This window comes from Streptomyces sp. NPDC014764, assembly GCF_043082785.1.
In the GTDB taxonomy this organism is placed as follows: domain Bacteria; phylum Actinomycetota; class Actinomycetes; order Streptomycetales; family Streptomycetaceae; genus Streptomyces; species Streptomyces althioticus.
This window is the reverse complement of sequence record NZ_JBIBXY010000003.1, coordinates 643574-660951: the sequence shown is the minus strand read 5'-3', so window position 1 is coordinate 660951 and position 17378 is coordinate 643574. Positions and strand designations below refer to the sequence as shown.

Genomic DNA, 17378 nt, shown 5'->3' with positions numbered 1-17378 from the left:
CAGTGCCGGAGGGGGCGCCGGGGTCGCGGACATACGACCCGGCCGGCGCGGAAGACGGACACTGCGGGCCGTCGGGGGTGTGCTGGCGGGGCTGCTGGTGCTCGGCGCGGGCGCGGCGGCCTGGACGTATCTGCGGCTGGACGGGAACATCCGCGGCGTCGACATCGACCAGGCCCTGGGCGACGACCGCCCCGCCCGGAGCACGGCCACACCCGTCCCGTCGCCGTACGGGGACGCGTCGCCGCTGCCGGCCGGGCCGCTGAACCTGCTGGTGCTCGGCTCCGACTCGCGCAGCGGCGCGGAGAACAAGAAGCTCGGCGGCGGACCGGAGGGCGGCGCGCGCTCCGACACCGCGATGGTCGTGCACCTCGACGCCGGGCGGACCTCCGCCACGGTCGTCAGCATCCCCCGCGACACCCTTGTCGACCGGTCGTCCTGCCCCGCGGAGGACGGGGACACGACGCGGCCCGCGTCCGGGGTCATGTTCAACACGGCCTACGAGGTGGGCGGCCCGGTGTGCGCGGTGAAGACCGCCGAGGCCCTCACCGGCGTACGCATGGACCACTACGTCGAGATCGACTTCGCCGGGTTCGCCCGGCTGGTCGACGCGCTCGGCGGGGTCACCGTCACCACCCGCGAGGCCATCGACGACGACCGCAGCCACCTCACGCTCGACGCGGGCACCCACCACCTGGACGGCGAACAGGCCCTCGCGCTCGCCCGCACCCGCTACGACGTCGGTGACGGCAGTGACCTGAACCGGATCACGCTCCAGCACGACCTGGTGAAAGCATTGGTGCGGCAGATCACCGAGCTGGACCTGCCGACGGACCCGGCCGCGCTGTTCCGGGCCGCCGACGCCCTCACCGGCGGCCTCACCACCGACACGGGGCTCGACTCGCTCGGCGAACTGGCGTCCCTCGCGCGCAGTCTGGAAGGACTGACCGCCGACCGGGTCACCACCGTGACCATGCCGGTGCTCCCCGCACCGTCCGACCCCAACCGGGTGGTGCCCGACGAGCCGGAGGCGGGGCGGCTGTGGGCCTCGCTGAAGTGAGGTGAGAATTTCTCCCCGCCGGGTGTCGATTTCCGCCCGCGCCGTTCGACGCAGGGGTGAGAGGCCGGGAAGGACCCGGCCCGCACACCACGAGGAGCCGACATGCCGCGCTATCTCTCCCTCATCCGGATCGACGAGAACAACGCCCCCGAGGGCGGGCCCAGCCCCGAGCTGATGCAGCGCATGGGCGAGCTGATCGAGGAGATGACCAAGAACGGCGTCCTGCTGGACACCGCCGGTCTGACCCCCACCGCCCAGGGCTCCCGGGTCCACTACGAGGGCGGCCGGCTGTCCGTGACGGACGGGCCGTTCACCGAGACCAAGGAGGTCATCGGCGGGTACGCCATCCTCCAGGCCAAGGACAGGGCCGAGGCGATCGAGTGGACCAAGCGGTTCCTGAAGGTGCACGAGCCGCACTGGACGGTGACCTGCGAGGTCCGGGAGATCGAGGAGGGCTGACGGGGCGGCCCGGTCCACCGCTTGGCCATGCGGCCGTACGGGTGTCTGATGGTGGGCTGTGACACCACAGCCCACCGCCGGACCGGACGGGGCCGTCGAGGCCGTCTTCCGCATGGAGTTCCCGCGGGTGGTCGCCGCGGTGGCCCGCATCGTCAGGGACGTCGGCATCGCGGAGGAACTCGCGCAGGACGCCCTGGTCGCGGCCCTGGAGCGGTGGCCGCGGGACGGGGTGCCCGACAACCCGGGCGCCTGGCTCACGGCCACCGCCCGCCACCGCGCCGTCGACCTGGTGCGCCGGCGCGAGACCTACGCCCGCAAGCTGGCCGAGATCGGCCGGGACCGGGTGACGGCGACGGCCCCGCCCGAGGAGCCGTCCGACCCGGACGACATCGACGACGACCTGCTGCGGCTCGTCTTCACCGCCTGCCACCCGGAGCTGTCCGCCGAGGCGCGCACCGCCCTCACCCTGCGGCTGCTCGGCGGCCTGACCACGGCCGAGATCGCCCGCGCGTTCCTCGTGCCCGAGACGACCGTGGCCCAGCGGATCGTCCGCGCCAAGCGCACCCTGGCCACGAAGAACGTCGCCTTCGAGGTGCCCTACGGACCCGACCGCGAGGCCCGCCTCGGCTCGGTCCTCGACGTCATCTACCTGATCTTCAACGAGGGGTACGCGGCCACCGCGGGCGACGACTGGCTGCGGCCCGCGCTGTGCGAGGACGCGCTGCGGCTGGCCCGGGTGCTGTCCGGGCTGATGCCGAAGGAGCCCGAGGTGCACGGGCTGACGGCCCTGCTGGAGTTCCAGGCGTCCCGGACCGCCGCCCGCACCGGCCCCGACGGCGAGCCGGTGCTGCTCGCGGACCAGAGCCGCGCCCGCTGGAACCGCATGCTCATCGCCCGCGGCGCCACCGCCCTCGCCCGCGCCGACGCGGTCGCCTCCGGGCCACCGGGCCCGTACGTCCTCCAGGCGGCCATCGCCGCCTGCCACGCACGCGCGTACCGCTACGAGGAGACGGACTGGCACCGCATCGCCGCCCTCTACGGCATGCTCGCCGCCCGCACTCCGTCCCCGGTGGTCGAACTCAACCGAGCGGTCGCCGTCTCCATGGCGGAGGGCCCGGAGGCGGCACTGCCACTGGTGGACGCGCTGTCCGCGGAACCGGCCCTCCGCGACTACCACCTGCTCCCCTCCGTCCGGGGCGACCTCCTGTTCCGCCTCGGCCGGACGAAGGAGGCACGGGAGGAGTTCACCCGGGCGGCGGACCTGGCGGGCAACTCCCGGGAACGGGAGATGCTGCGGAGGCGGGCGGAGGGGGCGCAGGGCTGACGCCCGGCTCCGTGAGGGGGCGGACGGTTCTGTGCTCGTGCCGCGGGTGGGTGCGGTGCCGCCGGGGGACGGGTCGCGAAGGGCACGGCGGGCGTGGTGCCCTGGTCGGTGTGCAGGGGGTGGCACTGCGCACGGCGGGCGTGGTGCCCTGGTCGGCGTGCAGGGGGTGTTCGCGCTGTCCGCGGCCCACGCTTCGGCCGTCGCCACCGGACCGTCACCGCCCGGGCCCCGCGGCACGGCATCCGCCCGAAGGATGCCGTGCCGCGCCGCGTCCCGCGGGCGAGGCACCGGGGACGACTGTCCCCGCTGTCGCGGCGGCCCGGCGCTCGCGGCGTCACGCGGAGCGAGTGCCCGGCCGTCGGACGGTGACGGGGCGGCGTGCCCGGCGTTCGCGGCGTGGTGTGGGCGCGCGCCGGCCGGTGCGCTGGGGTCCCGGGTCGCCCGAGACGTGGGTCGGCCGAGTGCCCGGGCTTCCCGTCTCAGGGGCGCGCGCACCGCGCGCGTTCAGCGCACCGGGTGCCCCAGCAGCATCGTCGGGGCGCCGGCGACCCGGGTCAGGAAGACCGTGACCGATGCCGTGCCGTGCGGTTTCGGGAGGGCCTTGCGGCGGAGTTCCTCCGGTTCGACCGCCGACCCTCGCTTCTTGACCGTCAGGACGCCCACCTCGCGCTCCCGGAGCAGGGCTTTCAGCTTCTTGACGTTGAAGGGGAGCACGTCGGTGATCTCGTAGGCCGTGGCGAACGGCGTCTCACGCAGCGCGTCGGACGTCACGTAGGCGATGGTCGGGTCGATCAGGCCGCCGTCGAGGGGCTCGGCGACCTCGGCGACCAGGTGGGAGCGGATGACGGAGCCGTCGGGCTCGTACAGGTAGCGGCCGACGGGGCGGACCCCGGGGTCGGGGAGGCCGCGGGAGACGAGGGTGCGCGAACCGGGGAGCAGGGTCGCGCGGACCGTGCCCGGGGCGGTGCCGAACCACAGGACCGCCTCCTTCACGTCCCCGCCGTCGGAGATCCACTCCGCCTCGGCCTCGGCAGGGACCGCCTCATGCGGGATGCCCGGGGCGACCTTCAGCGCGGCTGCCAGGGGTGCCTGCAGCGCCGCCCGCACCGCCCACGACAGGGGAGGCGAGTACGCCTCCGGGTCGAAGATCCGGCCACGCCTCGACGAGCGCCGGGCCGGGTCCACGAACACCGCGTCGTAGCCGGCCGGGTCGACCTCCGTCACATCCGCCTCGCGCACCTCGATCAGGCCGGCGAGACCGAGCGCCTCCGCGTTGGCGCGGGCGGCCGCGGCCGTCTGCGGGTCCCGGTCGACGGCCAGGACGCGGATGCCGGCGCGGGCCAGCGCGATCGCGTCGCCGCCGATCCCGCAGCACAGGTCGGCGACCGACCGTACGCCCGCCGCCCGCAGCCGCTCCGCCCGGTACGCGGCGACGCTGCGCCGGGTCGACTGCTCCACCCCGTTCGGCGTGAAGAACATCCGCGCCGCGTCCTCCGCCCCGAACTTCGCCACCGCCCGCTGTCGCAGCCGCGCCTGGCCGAGCGCCGCCGAGACCAACTCGGCGGGGTGGTCGCGGCGCAGCCGCGTCGCGACGGCGAGTTCGTGCGCCGGGTCGGTGTCGCGCACCTCGTCGAGGAGGGCGCGGCCTTCGGGGGTGAGGAGCGGGGCGAGGTCGTTCACCGGGTCATTGTGGGCCAGTCGGTGGACCGTGTGCTGCCGGCCGAGGTGTCGGGCCGGACGCGGGCCGTGCGGCTGCGAGGATCCGACCCCATGCGAGTAGTAGGACAAAACGATAAGAAGCGGATGCGGCGGCTCGGGATGCGGACCGGTCTCGCCGCCCTCGCGCTCGCCGCTCTCGCCTCGGGCTGCGGCAAGGGCAGCGACACGGTCGAACCGGCCGGCGGCCGGCCCCTCCAGGCGCCCCCGGCCCGCGCCCTCGACTCCTACGCCGAGAAGCTGCGCGCCGCGCAGGCCGCCCGCGCCGCCGCGGCGAAACGCTGGGGCCTGAAGAAGGTCCCCCTGGCCGCCCCGCCGCCCCCGGCGAAGAAGCCGCGCATCACCACCCGCGACGGCTTCGAGGTCGAGGGCCACGAACGGCTGGGTCTCCCGCCGGTCTTCACCACCGTCCCGGTGAAGGAGAAGGTCGTCTTCCTCACCATCGACGACGGCGCCGAGAAGGACCCCGAGTTCCTGCGGATGATGACCGAGCTGAAGGTGCCGTACAGCGCCTTCCTCAGCGACTACCTCGTCGAGGAGGACTACGGCTACTTCAAGGACATGCAAAAACGGGGCGTGGCCCTGCACAACCACACGCTCCGCCACCCGTACCTGCCGGCCCTCTCGCACGCCAGGCAGAAGCGCGAGATCTGCGGCATGCAGGACGTCGTCGAGAAGCGCTACGGCACCCGCCCGACCCTCTTCCGCCCGCCCTACGGGAACTACGACAAGGCGACCCTGCGCGCCGCGAAGAGCTGCGGCATCACCCACGTCCCCCTGTGGAACGAGGAGGTCTTCGCCGATCACTGGGAGTACCGCGAGTGGGACCGGAAGATCCACCCCGGCGACATCGTGCTGTCCCACTTCCGGGGCCGCGAGGACTGGGACGGCACCATGCGGGACATGATCCGCCGCTTCCTCGACAAGGTCACGGCCGAGGGATACGCCGTGGCCAGGCTGGAGGACTACCTGTGAGGCGGCGGCGCGGGGCGATTCCGGGGCCCCTCCCGGCGGCCCTCGCCCTGCTGCTCGCCGCGGCCACCGGATGTGCCGCCCCGACCGGCGCGGGACACCTCTCCTCCCGCGCCGGCGGGCCGGCCACTGCCGTCGCCCCGGCGCCGCTCCCACCGGTCGTCGACCACGTCACCACCGACGACCCGGTCGTCTTCCTCACCTACGACGACGGCGCCGAACGCGACCCCCGCTTCATCGACCTCGTACGGGAGCGCAGGCTTCCGGTCAGCATGTTCCTCACCGACAGCGTGATGGGCCCCGGCTACGGCCACTTCGCCCGCCTCCGCGCGGTCGGCGCGAACCTCCAGAACCACACCCTCGACCACCCGGCCCTGCCCGGCCTGCCACTCGCCGCCCAGCGCGCCCAGATCTGCGGCCAGCAGCGCAAACTCGCCGCCCGCTTCGGGATCCGCCCCCGCCTCTTCCGCCCGCCCTACGGCCGGCACGACACCGCCACCCTGCGCGCCGCCGCCGAGTGCGGCATCGCCGCGGTGGTCCTGTGGCGCGTGACCCTGGAGCCCGACGGCCACCTCACCTACACCCACGGCCCCCGCCACCTGCGTCCCGGCGACATCATCTCCGTACCGTCGGGAGAGGCCCCGCCCCTGACCCTGGCGGAACGCACGACGAGGCTCCTCGCGGAACTGGACGAGCGGGACCTGAGGGTGGGCAGGCTGGAGGACCGCCTTCCCGGCCCGTCCGGCGCTTGAGCGCGAGGCCCGAAGGGCCGACGGGGGCCCGGGGGCGCAGCCCTTGGGGGCGGTCACACCTGCACCGGCACCACGCGACCCGCGCCTGAAAGCACCCCCGCCGCCCGACGCGCCGCACGGCAATTGGCACTCCGCTTGACCGAGTGCTAATCACGGTCATAGTCTCGGGTCTGGCACTCCCCCCTGGAGAGTGCCAAAAAGCGACGGGCAGGTCCGGCACCCGCGACGACGGATCGACCTGGTCGCCACCTCAGACAGTTAACCCCGTGAGATCTCCGAAGGGGGAGGTCGGATCGTGACGACCGCCAGCTCCAAGGTTGCCATCAAGCCGCTCGAGGACCGCATCGTGGTCCAGCCGCTCGACGCCGAGCAGACCACGGCTTCGGGCCTGGTCATTCCGGACACCGCGAAGGAGAAGCCCCAGGAGGGCGTCGTCCTCGCCATCGGTCCGGGCCGCTTCGAGGACGGCAAGCGCGTCGAGCTCGACGTGAAGGTCGGCGACGTCGTTCTGTACAGCAAGTACGGCGGCACCGAGGTCAAGTACAACGGCGAGGAGTACCTCGTCCTCTCGGCCCGCGACGTCCTCGCGATCGTCGAGAAGTAAGGGGACCCCGGGGCCTGCCCCGGAGAACCCGACCTCGTAGCAAGTACTTCTGCTCGAACACTGCGCCCCTGGCCCCAGCATCCGACAAGGAGCCGGGCGGCCCAGGGGCGCAGTGATTTCATCTAGATTTCCGAGAGGGCTCCCGCTGCCATGGCGAAGATCCTGAAGTTCGACGAGGACGCCCGTCGCGCCCTCGAGCGCGGCGTCAACAAGCTTGCCGACACGGTCAAGGTGACGATCGGCCCCAAGGGCCGCAACGTCGTCATCGACAAGAAGTTCGGCGCCCCCACCATCACCAACGACGGTGTCACGATCGCCCGCGAGGTGGAGATCGAGGACCCGTACGAGAACCTCGGCGCGCAGCTGGTGAAGGAGGTGGCGACCAAGACCAACGACATCGCGGGTGACGGCACCACCACCGCCACCGTGCTGGCCCAGGCGCTGGTCCGCGAGGGCCTGAAGAACGTCGCCGCCGGTGCCTCCCCGGCCGCCCTGAAGAAGGGCATCGACGCCGCCGTCGCCGCCGTGTCCGAGGACCTCCTCGCGACCGCGCGCCCGATCGACGAGAAGTCCGACATCGCCGCGGTCGCCGCGCTGTCCGCCCAGGACCAGCAGGTCGGCGAGCTCATCGCCGAGGCGATGGACAAGGTCGGCAAGGACGGTGTCATCACCGTCGAGGAGTCCAACACCTTCGGTCTGGAGCTGGACTTCACCGAGGGCATGGCCTTCGACAAGGGCTACCTGTCGCCGTACTTCGTGACGGACCAGGAGCGCATGGAGGCCGTCCTCGACGAGCCGCAGATCCTGATCACGCAGGGCAAGATCTCCGCCATCGCGGACCTCCTGCCGCTGCTGGAGAAGATCATCCAGGCCAACGCCTCCAAGCCGCTGCTGATCATCGCCGAGGACGTCGAGGGCGAGGCCCTGTCGACCCTGGTGGTCAACAAGATCCGCGGCACCTTCAACGCGGTCGCCGTCAAGGCGCCCGGCTTCGGTGACCGCCGCAAGGCGATGCTGCAGGACATGGCCGTCCTCACCGGCGCCACGGTCGTCTCCGAGGAGGTCGGCCTCAAGCTCGACCAGGTCGGCCTGGACGTGCTTGGCTCCGCCCGCCGCGTCACCGTCACCAAGGACGACACCACCATCGTCGACGGTGCCGGCAAGAAGGACGACGTGCACGGCCGCGTCGGCCAGATCAAGGCCGAGATCGAGGCCACGGACTCCGACTGGGACCGCGAGAAGCTCCAGGAGCGCCTCGCGAAGCTGGCCGGCGGCGTGTGCGTGATCAAGGTCGGCGCCGCCACCGAGGTGGAGCTGAAGGAGAAGAAGCACCGTCTGGAGGACGCCATCTCCGCGACCCGCGCCGCGGTCGAGGAGGGCATCGTCTCAGGTGGTGGCTCCGCGCTGGTCCACGCCGTCAAGGTCCTCGAGGGCAACCTCGGCAAGACCGGCGACGAGGCCACCGGTGTCTCCGTGGTCCGCAAGGCCGCCGTCGAGCCGCTGCGCTGGATCGCCGAGAACGCCGGCCTCGAGGGCTACGTCATCGTCTCCAAGGTCGCCGAGCTGGAGAAGGGCAGCGGTTACAACGCCGCCACCGGCGAGTACGGCGACCTGGTAAAGGCCGGCGTCATCGACCCGGTCAAGGTGACCCGCTCCGCCCTGGAGAACGCCGCCTCCATCGCCTCCCTCCTCCTGACGACCGAGACCCTGGTCGTCGAGAAGAAGGAAGAGGAAGAGCCGGCCGCCGCCGGTGGCCACGGCCACGCCCACTGAGTGACGCCCCGCTCGTAGCGGAAAGGCCCGGTCCCCCGGCGTGCGCCGGGGGACCGGGCCTTCGCCGTGCCGCTCCCCGGCCGCGCCCGGCACCTCGGGGCCTCACGCGGCGCGCCATCCGTTCGGCCCCGTTCCGCCTGCGGGTGCCGCGAATGCCGCCGACCGTTGAGGAATGACGCCGACCAAGGGCACGCGCCCGGCCCCTGAGTCACTCCGAGGAGCAGTCAAGAGGGCGGTCACGCCGTGGACCGTCCTGGTCGTGTCCGGCGTCGCCGTCCTCCAGTTGCTGTTCATCGCCTCCTACGTGGGGGCGCTGCACCGCCCCGAGATGCGTGACGTCCCGTTCGGTGTCGTCGCGCCGCCGACCGCTGCCGCACAGCAGACGGCCCGGCTGGAGCGACTGCCCGGCTCCCCGCTGGACCCCCGCGCGGTGGCCGACGAGGTGAGCGCCCGCGACCAGATCATGGACCGGAAGATCGACGGCGCACTGATCACGGGGCCGGACGGTGAGGACACGCTGCTGGTCGCCTCCGGTGGCGGCGCCGTCCTCGCCACGGACCTGCAGCGCCTCGTGACCGGCCTGGAACGGGCGGAGGGGCGCACGGTGCGCACCGTCGACGCGGCCCCGGCCTCGCGACGGGACTTCGACGGACTGTCGTCCTTCTACGCGAGCGTGGGCTGGTGCGTCGGAGGCTACCTGTGCGCTGCGATGATCGCGATCATCGCCGGCGCCCGCCCCGCCGGCCTGCACGGCGCGGTGATCCGGCTCGGCTGCATGGCCCTGGTCTCGCTCGTCGGAGGTCTGGGAGGCGCGGTGATCATCGGTCCGGTCCTGGGTGCGCTTCCCGGGAGCGTCCTCGCCCTCTGGGGGCTGGGTGCCCTGATCACCTTCGCGGTCGGCGCCGCTACCCTCGCCCTCCAGGGGTTCCTCGACGTCATCGGCATCGGGCTGGCGATCCTGCTCGTGGTGGTCGCGGGCAACCCGAGCGCGGGCGGCGCCCTCCCCCCGCCGATGCTTCCGCCGTTCTGGGAGGCGATCGGCCCGGCGCTGCCGCCGGGGGCGGGGACCTGGTCGGCACGGTCCATCGCCTACTTCGAGGGGAACGCCGTGCTCGGCCCGCTGCTGGTGCTGTCGGCATGGGCCCTGGTGGGAAGCGTGCTCACGCTTCTGTCGGCGGTGGCACGCCGCGGCAGGCGGCAGCAGGAGCCGCTCGCGGGAGTGTTCTGAACCCGGCGGGACGCACGGGACGGTCCGGCCCGTCGGCGTCCGGACCGGTGACACCGCTCCGGACGCGACCCGGTGCGGACGCGGGAGGTGTGTTCCCGGCCAGGTGCGGGCGGGCGGCCGGGGCCGGGCTCAGAGTTCCCCGTCCGGCGGCCCGGCCCCTGGCGGGGAGGCGGGGTGGTCCAGGGCGGACCGAAGCGCCGCCAGCCTCGGGTGGAGCTCCGGGTCATGGGCGGGCCGCGGTGTCCGGCCCGGAGAGGGAAGTTCGGCACGGCAGGCGGGGGAGCCTGGCAGGCCGGCACCCGCGGCGCCGGCCAGGGAGGAAAGGTGACCGGAGACCCGCGCTCCGTCGTCCGGCGCCGGCACCGTGGGCCCCCCGAGCAGATTCCGGGCGAGCAGGCGGCGTACGGCGAGCACGGTGGGCCACAGCACGTCGGCGGTGCCGGTGGAGCGGAACTCCTCGGCCGGCACCGAGGCGTGCATGGTCCACAGGTCCGTCATGTGCCGCCAGGCGGCGCCTCCGGACGCGACGCCGGCCCGGCCCGTGGCCAGGCGTTCCCCCAGCGCGTGGCCCGTCGCCGTTACGGCCGCCGCCACGGCGGCGCACACCCGGCGCAGCGGTACACCGCGCACCAGCCACGCGGCCGCCATGCCGAGACACATGCCGAGGGTGAGGTCGAGCAGCCGGTAGGCGGCGAGCGATTCCAGGCCCGGTCCTCCGGTCAGGGCCACGTTGACGAGCAGCAGCGCGACCGGGGTGTTCAGCAGGGTGCGTGCGAGGAGAGAACTGGGCGGCAGGCCACGCGAGATCCCGTGCACGGTGGTGGCCAGGACCACGGTTGCCCACACGCCGGGCTGATAGACCTGGGCGACCAGCACGGTGATCGCCACTCCGGTCACCGTCCCGACGAGCCGGGAGCCGACGCGCTGCGCGGGCTGCTGCCCGGGCCCGCCCTGGAGCGCCGCGGCCGCTCCCACCGCCACCCACGCGGGGTGCATGAGGGGGAGCGCCCAGCCCAGGACGGTGCCCACCCCCACGGCGAGCCCGACCCGCAGGGCGATCGTCGGGGCGGGGGAGGCGGAGGACAGCGCGTGGCGCAGTTCGGCACCCAGGCTCCGGTGCGGCGGCAGCGGCAGCGGCCAGAGCGCCTGCGCGGCGTCCTGGGCGGGCCGTAGGTCGGGGTGCCCGCCCGCCTGCACCGTCGCGGCCGCCTCCCGGAGCCGGGGACCCCACGCGGCCGGAACCGGTCCGGCGCCCCGTTCCGCGGTGCTCTGCACCGCGTCGAGCACGGCTTCCAGCCGGATCATCAGGGTGTGCAGCTCCCTGCGCCGGGGCGCCGGCGTCACGCTCCGGCCGCGAGCGTCGTGGAGCGCCGACCAGGTCGCGTGCACAGCGGTGCAGGCGCTGCGCCCCGTGGAGGTGGTGTCGCCCGGCGGGTGCGTGTCCGCGGCCCGGCGGGTCGCGTCCGCGAACGCCGCGACCGACCGGAAGGCGGCGACGACCGAGCGCTCCTCGGGGCCGTACGGCCGTACCAGCCTGCCCGACATGGCGGAGAGCCACGAGGCGGACGCCCCGATCGCCACGTAGCCTGCCCCGGTGGCCGTCTCCAGGAGGTCTCGCGGGGGAAGAAAGACGGCCAGGGCGGACACCAGGACGACGAAGTAGCTGCCCGGCCCGCTCAGGTGGAGGGTCCGCACGACCAGCGTGGCCGCGGCCGCGATGACGGTGAGCACCGCGGTCATCGCCCACACGTCTCCTGCTGCCAGTGACCCCGCCGCGAACGCCAGGACGAGACCCGCGCAGAGCAGGGCCAGGACCGGGCCCCGCCGGGGGTAGGGGTCGCGGGCGCCGTAGGCGTCGACGTAGCAGCCCAGTGCCGCGAGGACCCCGTTGTGGGCGCCGGCGACCGCGGTGACGACGCCGAAGCAGAGCCCGAAGGTCAGGGCCGACCGGGCGGCACGCCATCGGTCGAGGGCGGGCGGCCGGAGCAGCGGGACGCGCCGGCGGAGTGGCTCCCGGGCGGTGCCGCCGGTCACCACAGGGCCCGGGCGACGGCCGCGCCCGTGAACGACAGGGCGAGTCCGAGGGCGACCGTCACGAGGAGGTAGCCGGCGGCCTGGGCGGCCCGGCGGGCATTGGTCATGGACAGCAGCTCGCTGGAGAAGGTGGACCAGGTGGACAGGGCGCCGCAGAACCCCACCGAGAGCAGCGCCTGCCCGGTGGCGCCGAGCGTGCCTTCGGTGCCGGCCTCGACCAGGAAGCCCAGGATCAGGGACGCCGTCATGTTGGCGAGGAAGGTGCCCCAGTGGAACGCGGACGGCAGGTCCCTGCGCGCCCCCTCACCGATCAGGAAGCGGGTCGGAGCACCGAGTGCGCCGCCGGCGAGCACCAGGAGCCACTCACTCATCAGGCGGCCCTCCCCGGTGCGTTCGCCGTGCGTCCCGGACGCCTCAGGACGGCGCGTGCCAGGGCCACGCCGAGCACCACACCGGCCAGCGCCGCCGCCACGGTCAGGACGAGGTAACCGAGCGCGGTGCTCGCCTGGTCGTTCTCCAGCAGCCTCCGGGTGTCGTCCGTGTAGGAGGAGAAGGTGGTGAAGCCACCGAGTACGCCCGTCCCCAGGAAGGGGTTCAGCAGCCGGGGGGCGCGGGTGAACCGCTCCTTCAGCGCGACCGTCAGCACTCCCATGAGGAAGCAGCCGACGGCGTTGACCAGCAGGGTCGTCCAGGGGAAGGCGGCCTCTCCGGCCCGCCAGACGGCGTGGGCGTCGCTGCCGTTGCGCCACAGCCGGGCAGCGCCGTAGCGCAGGAGCGCACCCACCGCCCCGCCCGCCGCCACGACCAGGACTACGGGCAGCTGTGCGCCGGGCGTGTGATCCGGATGCCGGTGGAGATGTGTATCGCAAATAAGGTGCATATCGTCACATTAGTATTCCGGGATGACGCTGTGGCGCTGGACTCGTCACTCTCGGTCACTCCGTCCCGGCGAAGGAGCACGTGTGGCTTCCCAGCAGACCGCGGCCGTCGCCGCGCCCTCGCGGCCCTCACTCGGCGAGACCGCTCTCGGCGCGCTGCGAGGCGTGGGCCAGGTCGACTTCCAGGCCAGCCTCTTGACCTCGCTGGTCATCCTGGCCGCCCTGTGGGTGGAGAGTTGGGAGATGGGGCTGTTCGCCACCATCGGCGCGGTGGTGTCGACCCTCACCGCGCTCCTCCTGGCCGTACCGCGCGACACCCTGAGCCAGGGACTGATGACCTACTGCGGTGTGCTCGGTGCCATCGCGATGGTGGTCTACCTCGGCAACCACCCGTCGACGTACGTCATGGCCGTGGCTGCTGCCGTCATGTGCACGCTGGTCACGGCGACACTCAACCACCTGCTCAACCCCGTCGGGCTCAGGGCGTTCACCGGGCCCTTCTGCCTTGTCGCCCTCGTGATGGTCCTGGGAGCCCCCTCGTTCGAACGCGTCTGGCACGGCACCCCGGAGACGGCTGTCACCCCGGCGACCCCGAGGAGCCCTGTCGTCGACTGGACCGACCTGTGGCAGGGCTTCTTCGCCAATGTTTCCCAGATCTTCTTCGCGGGGACCTGGTACGTCGGACTGATCATGCTCGCCGGCCTCTTCCTGGCCGGATGGAAGGTCGGCCTGTTCGCCGTGGTGGGCAGCGTCGTCGGGCTCCTCACGGCATGGGCGCTCGGCGCGCCGGCCGCGTTGATCGGTGAGGGGATCTACGGCTACAACGCCGTCCTGACGAGCCTGGCGTTCGGTGTGCTCCTGCTGCGCCCCACCGCGTGGAACTACGGCTTCACGGTACTGGCGGCCGCCGCCAGCACAGCCCTGACGGCCTCATTGTCCGTCCTGTTCGAGACCTTCGGCAGCCACACCTTCACCTGGCCGTTCAACATCACCACCTGGGCGCTGCTGGCGGCCGTGCCCCTCCTGCCGCGCATCACCCTCCTGGCCGACGACTCCTGAGGCCGACCGTCCGCCGACAGCCGGGCCCGCACCCACGACACCGAGGAAGGCATTTCCCCCATGAACCTGGCCCCCCGAGAGATCGACAAGCTGCTCGTGTACGTCGTGGCCGACCTGGCCCGCAAACGCCGCGAGCGCGGACTGAAGCTCAACTACAGCGAGTCGGTGGCGCTCATCACCGAGGCCATCCTGGAGGCGGCCCGGGACGGCAGGACCGTGGCCGACTGCATGGAGCTGGGCCGCACCGTGGTCGACGAGGACAGCACCATGCCGGGCGTGCGGGAGATGCTGCCCCTGCTCCAGGTGGAGGCGACGTTCGACGACGGCAACAAGCTCGTCTCCTGCCACGACCCGGTGGGCGGCTGAGCCATGTTCCCGGGTGAGGTGGTTGCGGTGGGCGGCCACGAGAGCGACGGCGGACGTGCCCTGCGCGGCCTGCTGGATCCCCGGGTGCCCTGTGTGCCCGGCGGACGCGAACTGTTCCGGCGCGTCAGCTCGGCGCGCGCCCGGGGGGAACCCGTCTGCGTGGTGCCGATGACCCTGGGCAGGGACCCGGACCTGGTCGCCGACGCCGCCCGCACCCTGCTGGCCCTCTCACCCGCGGACCGTGCCGGGACCGTCCTGGCCGAGCCCTTCGGCACCGCGGACCACCTGGTCGGCTGGCTCCGCGCTGCGGCCGCTCGGGTGGCCGGGGGCAAGGCCCTGCTGGTCACCGCCCCGTCGGGCGACCCGTTCGCCGACGCCGACCTCTTCCGGATCGCGCGTCTCGTACGACAGTACGGCCGGCACCGCACGGTCGAGGTCGCCCTGATCGGCGGCGACCCGGACCCGGCCGAGGGCGTGCGACGCTGCCGCGCCCTCGGTGAGAGGCATGTCGTGCTGCTCCCCGCCGCATGGGTGACACCGGAGATCCCCGACCTCGCACACTGCGAACAGGGCGGCCCGCTGCTCCCCGCGCCTGCCGTTGCGGGCGTCCTCGACGCCCGGGTGCGCGCGGCGTGGGACCGGCACGATGCGCTCGGTGACGACGGCATGTCCCGAGGGCTCTCGTCCGCCCACGGCCACGGACTCGTGCACAGCCACGGTCCTGGCGGCCATGACCACGACCACGGTCCCGCCCACCCCGACGGCCCGCACGGTCCCCACGGCACGCACACCCACGCCCACGACCCGCAGCGGCCGGACGGCGAGGTGACTTCGCCGCAAGGCCACCGCGCCCCGGACGGCCTCCCGCACACGCACCACCGTGCGGATGCCCCCGCACTCCGGGGTGCCGTACCGCACCTCCTCCCCTCCCACAGGAGCCTTCGATGACCCTTCCTCCGCGCTACCAGTACGGCGACGGCCCGATCGAGATCAACGCAGGCCGGCGGACCGCCAAGGTCACCGTCCGCAACACGGGCGACCGGGCGGTCCAGGTCGGTTCGGACTACCACTTCTTCGAAGCGAACTCGGCCCTGGAGTTCGACCGTGACGCCACGCTCGGCATGCATCTCAACATCGCGGCCGGCACCGCCGTCCGCTTCGAGCCCGGCGGCACCCACGAGGTGGAGCTGTGCACCTACGCCGGCACCGGGCGCCTCCACGGCTTCAGCGGCCTCCTCAACGGCAGCGTCAGGTCGCACCCCGCCCGGGTAGAGGCCGTCAGCCAGGCGATGCGTCGTGGTTTCCGGGGAGCGGGCCGGGAGGAGCCGGGGGACGGGCCCGGGGGCAAGGCGGGCAAAGCAGGTAAGGCAGGCAAGGCGGAACCGGGCACGTCCGGTGCCGGGAAGAAGACGAAGAAGGGATCCCACTGACATGCCGACCCTCTCCCGCAAGCAGTACGCAGACCTGTTCGGCCCCACGGTGGGTGACCGGTTCCGGCTGGCCGACACCAACCTCGTCGTGGAGGTCGAGAAGGACTTCCGCGAGGGCTCCTACGGCGACGAGGTGGTCTACGGCGGCGGCAAGACCATGCGTGACGGCATGGCCTCCGACCCGCAGGCCACGGCCGCCCAGGGCGCCCTCGACCTGGTCATCACCAACGTCGTGGTCATGGACCCGGTGGTCGGCGTGGTCAAGTGCGACATCGGCGTCAAGGACGGTTTCATCGCGGGCATCGGCAAGGCCGGCAACCCGCAGACCCAGGACGCCGTCGATCCCCGTCTCGTCATCGGCGCCGGTACGGAGGTGATCGCCGGCGAGCACCTCATCGCGACCGCCGGGGCCATGGACTCCCACGTCCACCTCATCACCCCCCAGCAGTGCGAACAGGCCCTCAGTAACGGCATCACCACCCTGTTCGGCGGCGGCACCGGGCCGACCGACGGCACCAACGGCACGACCTGCACCCCCGGACCCTTCAACCTCGCCCGCATGCTTCAGGCCGCCGAGGACCTGCCGGTCAACCTCGGCATCATGGGCAAGGGCAACTGCAGCCTGCCCGGGGCCCTGGACGAGCAGCTCGAGGCCGGAGCCGCCGCCCTCAAGGTCCACGAGGACTGGGGATCCACGCCCGCCGTCATCGACAACTCCCTTGCCGTCGCCGACCGGCACGACGTCCAGGTCGCGATCCACACCGACACGCTCAACGAGGGCGGCTTCTTCGAGGACACCCGTTCCGCGATCGACGGCCGTACGATCCACACCTTCCACAGCGAGGGCGCGGGCGGCGGCCACGCCCCCGACATCCTGCGGGTCACCGGCGAGCCCAACATCCTGCCGTCCTCCACCAACCCCACGCTGCCGTACACCAAGAACTCCGTGGACGAGCTGCTGGACATGGTGATGGTGTGCCACCACCTCAGTCACGACATCCCCGAGGACGTGGCCTTCGCGGACAGCCGGGTGCGGGCGGAGACCATCGCGGCCGAGACGGTCCTGCACGACCGCGGCATCATCAGCATGATCTCGTCCGACTCCCAGGCCATGGGCCGCATCGGCGAGTCCGTCACGCGCGCCTTCCAGATCGCGCACGTGTGCAAGGAGGCGTTCGGGCCGCTGCCCGAGGACTCCGAGCGCAACGACAACCAGCGCGTCCTGCGCTACCTGGCCAAGGTCACCGTCAACCCCGCCATCGCCAGCGGTGTCTCGGACTACGTGGGCACGATCGAGCCGGGCAAGCTCGCCGACATCGTCCTGTGGCCGATGCACTCCTTCGGCGCCAAGCCGAAAATGGTCATCAAGGGCGGCATCATCTCCTGGGCCCAGATGGGCGACCCCAACGCCTCGCTGCCCACGCCGCAACCCGTCTACTACCGGCCGTCGTTCGGCCACTACGGACGCGCCATGCAGGCGACGCACGTCACCTTCATGTCGCAGGCCGGCATCGCGGCCGGTGTGCCCGGGAAGCTCGGCCTGGAGCGGACGGTGCTTCCGGTGCGCAAGACCCGCACCATCGGCAAGCACAACATGGTCCGCAACGACGCCGTGCCGCGGATCGAGGTCGACCCGGAGACGTACAAGGTCACGGTGGACGGTGAGGTCGTGACCATCGACCCCGCCCGGAAGCTCCCCCTCAACCAGCTGTTCTTCCTGGTGTGA

The 17378-nt window shown here is 72.8% G+C and carries 17 protein-coding genes; 13 read left to right on the top strand and 4 right to left on the bottom strand.

The features are described from left to right. The first annotated feature begins 79 nt into the window (after positions 1–79). The 3 genes from ACF1AG_RS11725 to ACF1AG_RS11715 all read left to right on the top strand — a co-directional run bounded on the left by ACF1AG_RS11725 (position 80) and on the right by ACF1AG_RS11715 (position 2840). On the top strand, positions 80–1057 hold the full coding sequence (locus tag ACF1AG_RS11725) for an LCP family protein (protein WP_391809674.1): 978 nt from the start codon (positions 80–82) through the stop codon (positions 1055–1057). 102 nt (positions 1058–1159) lie between these two features. Continuing rightward, the gene (locus ACF1AG_RS11720) at positions 1160–1516 is read left to right on the top strand and encodes a YciI family protein (RefSeq protein ID WP_359601134.1); all 357 of its coding nucleotides are present in this window, start codon (positions 1160–1162) and stop codon (positions 1514–1516) included. A gap of 58 nt (positions 1517–1574) precedes the next feature. Beyond that, positions 1575–2840 carry an RNA polymerase sigma factor gene (locus tag ACF1AG_RS11715; RefSeq protein WP_391809673.1) on the top strand — a complete coding sequence of 422 codons (1266 nt, stop codon included), beginning with the start codon at positions 1575–1577 and terminating at the stop codon, positions 2838–2840. A gap of 504 nt (positions 2841–3344) precedes the next feature. On the opposite strand, the gene ACF1AG_RS11710 is transcribed toward ACF1AG_RS11715, so the two are convergent. Further along, the gene (locus ACF1AG_RS11710) at positions 3345–4520 is read right to left on the bottom strand and encodes a methyltransferase domain-containing protein (RefSeq protein WP_391809672.1); all 1176 of its coding nucleotides are present in this window, start codon (positions 4518–4520) and stop codon (positions 3345–3347) included. 138 nt (positions 4521–4658) lie between these two features. Between ACF1AG_RS11710 and ACF1AG_RS11705 the strand changes: the two genes are divergently transcribed. The 5 genes from ACF1AG_RS11705 (at position 4659) to ACF1AG_RS11685 (ending at position 9885) form a co-directional block, all read left to right on the top strand. Beyond that, entirely contained in the window at positions 4659–5531 is an 873-nt protein-coding gene (locus ACF1AG_RS11705; protein WP_359606775.1) for a polysaccharide deacetylase family protein, read from the top strand. Then, positions 5528–6280 carry a polysaccharide deacetylase family protein gene (locus ACF1AG_RS11700; protein ID WP_387795026.1) on the top strand — a complete coding sequence of 251 codons (753 nt, stop codon included), beginning with the start codon at positions 5528–5530 and terminating at the stop codon, positions 6278–6280. Before ACF1AG_RS11705 ends, ACF1AG_RS11700 begins: the two co-directional genes overlap by 4 nt. 295 nt (positions 6281–6575) lie before the next feature. Then, on the top strand, positions 6576–6884 hold the full coding sequence (gene groES, locus ACF1AG_RS11695; RefSeq protein ID WP_006130737.1) for a co-chaperone GroES: 309 nt from the start codon (positions 6576–6578) through the stop codon (positions 6882–6884). Positions 6885–7034: 150 nt separating this feature from the next. Beyond that, a complete protein-coding gene (groL, locus tag ACF1AG_RS11690) occupies positions 7035–8657 on the top strand; it encodes a chaperonin GroEL (RefSeq protein WP_359744183.1) in 1623 nt (540 codons plus the stop codon). A 172-nt stretch (positions 8658–8829) separates the two neighbouring features. After that, on the top strand, positions 8830–9885 hold the full coding sequence (locus ACF1AG_RS11685) for a DUF3533 domain-containing protein (protein WP_391809671.1): 1056 nt from the start codon (positions 8830–8832) through the stop codon (positions 9883–9885). 129 nt (positions 9886–10014) lie between these two features. On the opposite strand, the gene ACF1AG_RS11680 is transcribed toward ACF1AG_RS11685, so the two are convergent. The 3 genes from ACF1AG_RS11680 to ACF1AG_RS11670 are packed head-to-tail and all read right to left on the bottom strand — an operon-like array spanning position 10015 to position 12799. Next, a complete protein-coding gene (locus tag ACF1AG_RS11680; protein WP_391809670.1) occupies positions 10015–11919 on the bottom strand; it encodes an FUSC family protein in 1905 nt (634 codons plus the stop codon). Beyond that, on the bottom strand, positions 11916–12290 hold the full coding sequence (locus tag ACF1AG_RS11675; protein ID WP_391809669.1) for a fluoride efflux transporter FluC: 375 nt from the start codon (positions 12288–12290) through the stop codon (positions 11916–11918). The genes ACF1AG_RS11680 and ACF1AG_RS11675 overlap by 4 nt, the downstream gene beginning before the upstream one ends. Further along, the gene (locus tag ACF1AG_RS11670) at positions 12290–12799 is read right to left on the bottom strand and encodes a fluoride efflux transporter FluC (protein WP_391809668.1); all 510 of its coding nucleotides are present in this window, start codon (positions 12797–12799) and stop codon (positions 12290–12292) included. The genes ACF1AG_RS11675 and ACF1AG_RS11670 overlap by 1 nt, the downstream gene beginning before the upstream one ends. An 82-nt stretch (positions 12800–12881) precedes the next feature. Between ACF1AG_RS11670 and ACF1AG_RS11665 the strand changes: the two genes are divergently transcribed. Genes ACF1AG_RS11665 through ureC form a run of 5 tightly spaced genes read left to right on the top strand, consistent with a single transcriptional unit; the run spans position 12882 to position 17378 of the window. Further along, positions 12882–13856, top strand: coding sequence for an urea transporter (locus ACF1AG_RS11665; RefSeq protein ID WP_391809667.1), 975 nt, complete (start codon positions 12882–12884; stop codon positions 13854–13856). 60 nt (positions 13857–13916) lie between these two features. After that, positions 13917–14222, top strand: a complete 306-nt coding sequence (locus tag ACF1AG_RS11660) for an urease subunit gamma (RefSeq protein WP_190098424.1) — start codon at positions 13917–13919, stop codon at positions 14220–14222. A 3-nt stretch (positions 14223–14225) separates the two neighbouring features. Beyond that, positions 14226–15170 (top strand): cobalamin biosynthesis protein CbiX, encoded by a 945-nt coding sequence (locus ACF1AG_RS11655; protein ID WP_391809666.1) that lies wholly within the window; start codon positions 14226–14228, stop codon positions 15168–15170. Continuing rightward, positions 15167–15652, top strand: a complete 486-nt coding sequence (locus ACF1AG_RS11650) for an urease subunit beta (RefSeq protein ID WP_391809665.1) — start codon at positions 15167–15169, stop codon at positions 15650–15652. The genes ACF1AG_RS11655 and ACF1AG_RS11650 overlap by 4 nt, the downstream gene beginning before the upstream one ends. Position 15653: 1 nt before the next feature. Beyond that, positions 15654–17378, top strand: a complete 1725-nt coding sequence (gene ureC, locus ACF1AG_RS11645; RefSeq protein WP_391809664.1) for an urease subunit alpha — start codon at positions 15654–15656, stop codon at positions 17376–17378.

Excerpts from the sequence above, each read along its gene's own strand:
- ACF1AG_RS11675 (WP_391809669.1), bottom strand. The coding sequence starts at position 12,290 with ATGAGTGAGTGGCTCCTGGTGCTCGCCGGCGGCGCACTCGGTGCTCCG.
- ACF1AG_RS11720 (WP_359601134.1), top strand. The coding sequence starts at position 1,160 with ATGCCGCGCTATCTCTCCCTCATCCGGATCGACGAGAACAACGCCCCC.
- ACF1AG_RS11705 (WP_359606775.1), top strand. The coding sequence starts at position 4,659 with ATGCGGACCGGTCTCGCCGCCCTCGCGCTCGCCGCTCTCGCCTCGGGC.
- ACF1AG_RS11685 (WP_391809671.1), top strand. The coding sequence starts at position 8,830 with ATGACGCCGACCAAGGGCACGCGCCCGGCCCCTGAGTCACTCCGAGGA.
- ACF1AG_RS11660 (WP_190098424.1), top strand. The coding sequence starts at position 13,917 with ATGAACCTGGCCCCCCGAGAGATCGACAAGCTGCTCGTGTACGTCGTG.
- ACF1AG_RS11655 (WP_391809666.1), top strand. The coding sequence starts at position 14,226 with ATGTTCCCGGGTGAGGTGGTTGCGGTGGGCGGCCACGAGAGCGACGGC.
- ureC (WP_391809664.1), top strand. The coding sequence starts at position 15,654 with ATGCCGACCCTCTCCCGCAAGCAGTACGCAGACCTGTTCGGCCCCACG.
- groL (WP_359744183.1), top strand. The coding sequence starts at position 7,035 with ATGGCGAAGATCCTGAAGTTCGACGAGGACGCCCGTCGCGCCCTCGAG.
- ACF1AG_RS11670 (WP_391809668.1), bottom strand. The coding sequence starts at position 12,799 with ATGCACCTTATTTGCGATACACATCTCCACCGGCATCCGGATCACACG.
- ACF1AG_RS11650 (WP_391809665.1), top strand. The coding sequence starts at position 15,167 with ATGACCCTTCCTCCGCGCTACCAGTACGGCGACGGCCCGATCGAGATC.